We start from the raw sequence: 8051 nt of genomic DNA, 5'->3' as shown, positions 1-8051 counted from the left end.
TCACGCCGCATGCCTGCCTCTCGCGCGAGGTGGCTGGCATCCTGGACCGCACGCTCGTGGTGAACCTGCCGGGGAGCCCCAAGGCCGCAATCGAGAACGTCTCCGCAGTCATCGGGCCCATCGCGCACGGGATCAAGATGCTGCGTGGCGGGCAGGCGGACTGTGCGGCCGAGAAGTGACTTCTGCCCCGCCGATGCCGCAAGGCGCGTTTGCGCAGGCCTTCTCGTGATGTCTCGCCGTTTAGGGCTTTGCGGACCTGAGCCCTCACTCCAAGTGCAACGTCCCGTGAGCTGTGGCGGCCCATGGCCGAGCGGTCCTCGCCCACGGGAATCCCTGCCGTGCGACCTGGCTCGATGGCAAGCTCGTAGTAGTCGAGTGGTAGGTACCCACCAACGAATCCCTGGCGAGAGGTGCCGTCGCCCTCGGTGAGGCTGCCCGCGGGCAGCCTCAGCACGGCTCTCTCGAGCTTCACGGGCTCGATGGTGCCGCGCTTCACGGCGTGGTAGGTGGGATGTGCCATCCTGTCCGCCCGGGGCAGGCTGAGCCACAACTGCACACCAGGCAGGCACCGCGCGGTGGGAACTCTCCTCGTGCTCGGCACCCGACCCGCACGCATCCACCGCACCTCGCCCGAGGTCACCATGTCTTCGAAGCCTATGCTGTCACGGTGGTGCATCGACCCCTCGCGCACGTGGCTCACGGTCCCGATGCCGCGGTGGGGGTGGAGCGGAAAGCCTGCCGTGTAGTCGTCCAGTCGTTCGGGTCGATGCTGTCGAACGAGTCCAGCATGAGGAAGGGGGGCCAAAGCCGCGCGCGGTCTGGTCTCCCGGAATCCGCACAAGGCTCGCGCCCGCGCCATCTTGTCCGGCATCCCCTTACAACGTTGGTCGCGTGTCCGAGCACGCGCCCCTCCTCTGCTCGACCGCGATGCGTGCCTGGTCACTGGGAGCCTTATACCCTACCTGGCAGATAGCATTGAAGTGCGCCCGTGACCGGCTGGCCAATCACAGTATGAACACGGGCTACGCAAGGTGCCGCCTTGAGTGGACTACCCCCACAGCACGTCTGCGGCGAGGCGCGAGAGAACCGCACGCACGCGAGCGAGGTCGGCCACAGGTACGTGCTCGTTGGGCTTGTGCGCAAGCTCAAGGCTGCCCGGGCCATACGAGAGGCACGTAGGGTTTCCGCAGGTGCCAGCCACCACGGCAGAGTCGGTGTAGCCGGTGAAGACGTCTGTGGCTGGCACCATGCCCCATGTCTCCTCGCTTGCGCGCGCAAGGGCGGCCAAGAGCGGGGAGGCAGGGTCGAGCTCGATGGGCGGCCTGTCTCCGGCACAGCGTACGTCGGCGTGCGTGCCCGGGATGGAGGCCTCTGCTGTGGCAACAGCCTCGTGCACGACCCTCTCGGCAGCTTGAGAGTCTGTAGGTGGCACAAGCCGCATGTCGATGGTGACGTGGCACTCGTCCGGTACCACATATGGGCTGTAGCCGCCCTCGACCTGCCCAAACGTGACTGTCGAGCGGCCAAGCTCGGGGTGCGTGGGAAGTGCGGCAACGGCAGCGCGTATGTGGCAGATGGCCTCTGCCATGGCAGCGATGGCGTCTGCGCCGCGCCATGGCGTGCTTGCGTGGGCAGTGGCCCCGTGCATATCGATTGCATACCACGTGCGCCCCTTGTGGGAGCCACGTGCGCGGCCATCGGTGGGCTCGGTGTCAAGCACCCAGCCCGCAGCACCCAGCCAGCCGGCGCGGATGGCGGCCTCGGAGCCGCGCATCCGGTCCTCCTCGTCCACCGTGCAGACGATCGCCAGGGAATGCGCGGGCAGGCAACCGCGCCGCCCCACCTCGTCAAGCGCGTCCGAGAACGCCAGCAGGGCGCAGGCCAGGCCGCCTTTCATGTCGCATGAGCCGCGACCATAGAGTTCGCCGTCGCGCAGTGTGGGCGAGAGGGCCGGCGTGCCATCGTCCCATCCTGCACCCACGCGGACGGTGTCCATGTGGCAGAGAAGCGTGAGGTCCGCTGGCGTGGACGTGGCATCGGCAGGACCGGCGGTGGGGATCACCGCCCGGATGCAACGGCGGCCAGGCAGTGCCTCGAGTTCCTCGATGCGTACGGCATCGGCGAGGTCGCCCGCCCTCTTGCGACGCCTTTCCAGCCACGAGTGAACAAACTGCTCGATGGCACCCTCAAAGGCTCCGGGATCTGTGCTCTCCATGCCCACGAGCCGTGCTGTGAGCCCTGTCGCCTCGTCATCGGTGCGGCGTCGAGCGCACATGCGCCTACTCCTCCCCGTGTGACTTGGCCTCGTCCATGTAGCTGTAGAGCGTGTACTTCGAGATGCCAAAGTAGCTGCAGATCTTCTGCCCGGCCTTGGTGATGAGAAATGCGCCGGAGTCGTTGAGAAAACCTATGGCCCTGACCTTGTCGTCCCTGGTCATGAGTGCCACCGGCTTGCCCACCACGCGCACGCTCTGGTCTATGAGCTCGTCGAGAAGGTCGTTCACGTTATGGGGGATAACGTCTGGCTCGTCCGAGGCCGTGCTGGCGAGCGAGGTGAAGTCCTTGAGCATGTTCTGGAGCGCCATGATGGGCGTGGAGTCGAAGTTAATGGCAAAGATGGCCACCGGCTTGCCAGTCTCGTCGCGGAAGAACACCGTGCTCGAACGCAGCTCCCGGCCATCCTCGGTGCGCGTGTGATACGCAAGGTGGTCCTGCAGCTTGTCTGGGCCCGAGCTCAGGGCCTTGAGAACCACGTTCGATGGACCGTCGCCGAGCTTTCTGCCCGAGACCTGGCCGTTCTCTATGGCCACGATGGTGCTGTCAGGGTCTTTGGACTCAAGGTCGTGAACGACAACCTCGCAGTTGCTGCCGAACTGCGCAGCGATGCCCCTCGCAAGGCGAGAGAGAAACTCGACCTCTGACTTCTTCATGCGTCCTCGATCCCTTCATGACGGGTCCTGCCCATCGGCCGCGCGCCCTTTCGGCGCGTCGAGTCAAGCCGCGAGGTACGGTCGCGCACGGACGGGGAGGGCAACAACGAGCACATACTAGCACCTAAACCCTAACAAAATGTAAGGTGAGCCATTATTTGACAAAGACGGGAGGGAGCAGCGTGCCCCAATGGGGCAGATGGCATTGCATCGCCGCTTAGCGGCACCCAATGCCGTTTTCGTATTGCAGAGAGCAAAGACCCAGTTAGAGACCGCATCCAACCAGGCAATGCGCCTCTCGGCGGACGTTTTGGGCCCACGTTATACAACAAAAAATATAACGTTACCGTCCACACCGGCAATCGACCGTACGCCGATGTTCTCCAGACCGCGGCACGCCAGACGTCAATTTGAAGCAAAATATTTGTTAGGTTGTATTACAAGATGTGCGAAGATTCGCCAAAAGGGTGATTCGCGAGGAGAGGCCAACGGGGAGGGGCTTCGTACCTGCGGCTTCGTCTGTAGCTGGGTAGTCGGGTGCCCATGCGGCGCGGTCACGTTCGCGCAACGCCCGGCCGTCACGGCATGAGAGGGCCGAGACGAACATAGGTTTGGCCGTAGCTGATCTGCGGCATGCAGCGAGGAGGAGAGAGGTCCTATGCTACTTGTTGGAAACGGTCGGGTCGTGACCAGGGACCCCGAGAAACCCTTCGTCGAGGACGGTGCCGTTGTCATCGACCGCGACAAAATCGTGGCCGTTGGCACTCGTGCGGAGATGGAGGCTGCCCACCCCACGGCCGAGTTCATCGACGCCCATGGCGGCCTCATCATGCCCGGCCTCATCAACTGCCACACCCACATCTATTCCGGACTGGCGCGCGGCCTTGCCATCAAGGGGTGCAATCCCACCAACTTCCTCGAGAACCTCGAGCAGCAATGGTGGAACATCGACCGTCACCTCACGCTTGATGGCACGCGCGCCTGCGCATACGTGACCATGATGGAGTCGTTCCGCAATGGCGTGACCACCATCTTTGACCACCACGCGAGCTTCTGCCAGATTCCCGGGTCCCTCTTTGCCATCAAGGACGTCGCGCAGGAGATGGGCATGCGTGCCTGCCTGTGCTACGAGGTGTCGGACCGCGATGGCAGGGAGAAGCTCGCCGAGTCCATCCAAGAGAACGCCGACTTTGCCCGCTGGGCTACCAACCAGGACTCTGACATGATTGCCGCCATGTTCGGCGGGCACGCCCTCTTCACGCTGTCGGACGAGACGCTCGACTGTATGGTCGAGGCCAACAACGGCCTCACCGGCTTCCACATCCACGTGTGCGAGGGCATGGATGACGTCTATGACTCCGCCCAGAGGCACGGCTGCACCTCGATCCACCGCCTCCTTGACCATGGTGTCCTGGGCGAGAAGACCATGCTCGGCCACTGCATCCACATCACCCCTGCCGACATGGACGTATGCGCCGAGACCCACACCAAGATCGTCAACAACCCGCAGTCCAATGCCAACAACGCCGTGGGCACCGCGCCGGTGCTCGAGTTCTTCAGGCGTGGCATCACCGTGACCATGGGAACCGATGCCTACACCCACGACATGCTTCAGTCCCTCAAGGCCTTCGTGCCGCTGCAGCGCCTCAACTCCGCGCTGCCCAACGTGGCCTGGGGTGAGGCCATGACCATGCTCTTCAAGAACAATGCCGAGGTCGCGAACATGTACTTTGCAACCAAGCCGCAGGGCAAGCCCCTAGGTGTGCTTGCGCCCGGTGCCGCGGCGGACGTTGCCGTGTTCGACTACCCCGCGCCTACGCCCATCGGCGCGGAGAACATCGACGGCCACATCCTCTTTGGCGTCGAGGGACACGACTGCCGCACTACCATCGCGAACGGCCGCGTGGTCTACCGCGACCATACGTTCACAGACATTGACAAGGAAAGGATCGACGCCTTCGTGCTCGACCAGGCAAAGAGGCTCTGGGGAGAGCTTAACGGCTGCGAGCACTAGGTGTCTTTCCGGCAGTGGCATCCTTCGGGCGCCACTGCCATGACGTGCGCGGATCCCGTGGCGCCGCGCACGCCTCACGTCCCCACGGAAATGCGTTTCTGGAGAGGAATCGCAATGAGCGACATCATGCGCCCCATTCCGTTCGGCCAGCTCATGGACTGGATCCTAACCGAGAAGAAGGCCCAGGGAACCGTCTTTGGCGAGTCTCGCCTCGCCAAGCTCGGCGGTCATGCCCGTCCCATCTTTGGCGAGAGGGTCGAGTCGCCCGTTGGGCCGGCGGCGGGCCCCAACACCCAGCTTGCCCAGAACATCATCGCCTCCTACGTTACCGGCGCCCGCTTCTTCGAGCTCAAGACCGTCCAGAAGATGGATGGTGCCGAACTTTCCGCCTGCGTAAACAAGCCCTGCATCCTCGCAGCCGATGAGGGCTACAACTGCGAGTGGTCCACCGAACTCACCGTACCCGATGCCTTTGACGAGTACGTCAAGGCCTGGGTTGCCTGCAAGCTCCTCGCGCGCGAGTTCGACTTGGGCGACCCGGATGGCTTTGTCTTCAACATGTCGGTTGGCTACGACCTTGAGGGCATCAAGGGCGAGAAGGTCAACACCTACATCGACAGCATGAAGGATGCCTCGGGCACCCCCGTCTTCCAGGAGGCCATTGCCTGGGCCAAGGCCAACCTCGATCGCTTCCAGAACGTTGACGCCGCCTTTGTCGACTCCATCTCGCCGCATGTGTCCCGCTCGGTTACCGAGTCCACGCTTCACGGTTGCCCGCCCGCAGAGATCGAGCGCATCGCGACGCACCTCATCGCCGAGAAGGGCCTGAACACCTACATCAAGTGCAACCCCACGCTCTTGGGCTACGAGTATGCCCGCAAGACCCTGGACTCGCTGGGCTTCGATTACATCGTCTTCGACGAGCACCACTTCAACGAGGATCTGCAATGGGCAGATGCCGTACCCATGCTCCGGCGCCTTATCGCCCTGGCAGCCGAGTGCGGCGTGGAGTTTGGCGTCAAGCTCACCAACACCTTCCCCGTTGACGTCACCCGCTCCGAGCTTCCCAGCGACGAGATGTACATGTCCGGCCGCTCGCTCTACCCGCTCACCACCTCGCTTGCCAAGCGCATCGCCGACGAGTTCGATGGCCACCTGCGCATCTCCTTCTCCGGCGGCGCGGACGCGCTGAACATCCGCGCGCTCGTCGACGCCGGCATCTGGCCGGTCACCATGGCGACAACGCTGCTCAAGCCGGGTGGCTACCAGCGCCTGGTCCAGGTTGACGAGTCTCTCTCCGGCATCGATGACGCCCCGTTCTCGCGCGTTGACCTCGCCAAGGTTTCCGCCATCGTGGACGACGCCCTCACCAACCCCCGCTACCGTAAGCCCGTCAAGCCCATGCCCGAGCGCCACGTGGGCCACGAGCTGCCGCTCATCGACTGCTTCACGGCACCCTGCCGCGAGGATTGCCCCATCGAGCAGGACATCCCGGGCTACCTGCGCGCCTGTGGAGAGGGCCGCTATGCCGACGCCCTCCGCATCATCCTCGAACGCAACGCCCTGCCCTTCACGACGGGCACCATCTGCCCGCATACCTGCGGCGACTCCTGCATGCGCAACTACTACGAGGAGCACGTGCACATCCGCGAGTTCAAGCTCCTGGCTGCCGAGAAGGGCCTGGCCGAGGTGCTTCCCACGCTCTCCCCGCGTGGCACCGTGGCCAATCGCAAGGTTGCCGTTGTGGGCGCCGGTCCCGCCGGCCTTGCTGCGGCATCGTTCCTCTCTCGCGCGGGCGTCGACGTCACCGTGTTCGAGCGCACCGGTGAGCTCGGTGGCATCGTGCGCCATGTGATCCCGGGCTTCCGCATCTCTGACGAGGCCATCGACCACGACGTGGAGCTCTGCTCGGCATATGGCGCCACGTTCAAGACGGGTGTCGGGGTCACCAACGCGCGCGACCTTCTCGACCAGGGGTTTAGCGATGTCGTGGTGGCCATTGGCGCTTGGGCGCCAGGCCGTCCGGCGCTCCGCAGCGGCGAGGCGCTCGACGCCATCGACTTCCTCCGTGACTTCAGGGACGATCCTGCGCAATGCCGGCTTGGCACCGACGTCGTGGTCATTGGCGGTGGCAACACGGCCATGGACGTGGCACGTGCCGCCAGGCGCGTGCCCGGCGTCGAGCACGTGCGCCTGGTCTATCGCCGTACCCGTCGCTACATGCCTGCCGACGAGGAGGAGCTCGTCATGGCGCTCGAGGACGGTGTGGAGTTCATGGAGCTCCTCTCGCCGGCAGACCTTGCCAACGGCGTGCTGACCTGCGAGGTCATGCGCCTTGGCGCACCGGACGCCTCTGGTCGTCGCGCCCCCGAGCCTACGGGCGAGACCGTGAGCGTGCCCGCCACCGCGGTCATCACCGCCGTTGGCGAGCGTATCGAGCAGGGGCTTTACCTGGCAACGGGCTGCGATCTTGACGGGAAGGGCCGCCCCGTGGTAAGCGACTCCCTCGAGACCAGCGTGCCGCACGTCTTTGCCGTAGGCGATGCGCGCCGCGGCCCCGCTACCGTGGTCAAGGCCATCGCCGATGCCATGACCGTCACGCGTGCCATCTCCGGCGCCTCCTTCGACGGCATGGGGGAGTCCAACGTTGACCCCAGCTACGAGTCGTCGCTTGCGTCGCGTGGCAGCCTCGAGGCCGACGTCCAGTCGCTTGCCCACACGCGCTGCCTTGGCTGCGCAACCGTGTGCGAGACCTGTTGCGAGGTCTGCCCCAACCGTGCCAACGTGGCCGTCCGCGTACCCGGCATGCGCGAGCGCCAGATTGTCCACGTGGATGGCATGTGCAACGAGTGCGGCAACTGCGCCGTGTTCTGCCCGTACTCCGAGGGTCGCCCGTACAAGGACAAGCTCACGCTCTTCTGGAGCCGCAAGGACTTCGGCGACTCCACCAACGAGGGCTTCCTGCCTGTCGAAGGCGGTATGCTCGTGAGGCTGGATGGCACCACCGCGGTCTATAACGTGGACGATGCCGAGTGTGGCCTTCCCGAGGCGGTCCGCGCCACCATCGTGGCGGTGCGTGACAGCTACGGCTACCTTCTTGCAAGGTA

Annotated in this window: 4 protein-coding genes and 2 pseudogenes; 2 read left to right on the top strand and 4 right to left on the bottom strand. The window is 64.6% G+C overall.

The window, feature by feature from the left end:
• The 4 genes and pseudogenes from ACO59D_RS12520 to ACO59D_RS12505 all read right to left on the bottom strand — a co-directional run.
• A pseudogene (locus tag ACO59D_RS12520) lies at positions 1-520 on the bottom strand (hypothetical protein); the annotation flags it as partial.
• 33 nt (positions 521-553) lie between these two features.
• Positions 554-859, bottom strand: a pseudogene (locus ACO59D_RS12515) (pirin family protein); the annotation flags it as partial.
• Positions 860-1048: 189 nt separating this feature from the next.
• Complete coding sequence (locus ACO59D_RS12510) at positions 1049-2275, bottom strand: M20 family metallopeptidase (RefSeq protein WP_485127265.1); 1227 nt, start codon at positions 2273-2275, stop codon at positions 1049-1051.
• Between the two features lie 4 nt (positions 2276-2279).
• Complete coding sequence (locus ACO59D_RS12505; RefSeq protein ID WP_485127264.1) at positions 2280-2930, bottom strand: helix-turn-helix transcriptional regulator; 651 nt, start codon at positions 2928-2930, stop codon at positions 2280-2282.
• 658 nt (positions 2931-3588) lie between these two features.
• Here ACO59D_RS12505 and ssnA point away from each other — a divergent pair.
• Both ssnA and ygfK read left to right on the top strand, forming a co-directional pair.
• A complete protein-coding gene (gene ssnA, locus ACO59D_RS12500; RefSeq protein WP_485127263.1) occupies positions 3589-4944 on the top strand; it encodes a putative aminohydrolase SsnA in 1356 nt (451 codons plus the stop codon).
• 114 nt (positions 4945-5058) lie between these two features.
• Positions 5059-8051 (top strand): putative selenate reductase subunit YgfK (gene ygfK / locus ACO59D_RS12495; RefSeq protein ID WP_485127262.1); only part of this gene is annotated, 2993 nt, incomplete at its 3' end.

It is taken from the genome of Tractidigestivibacter sp., from assembly GCF_057241865.1.
Note: the sequence above shows the minus strand (reverse complement) of the source record. Positions and strands in the feature narration are given on the sequence as shown.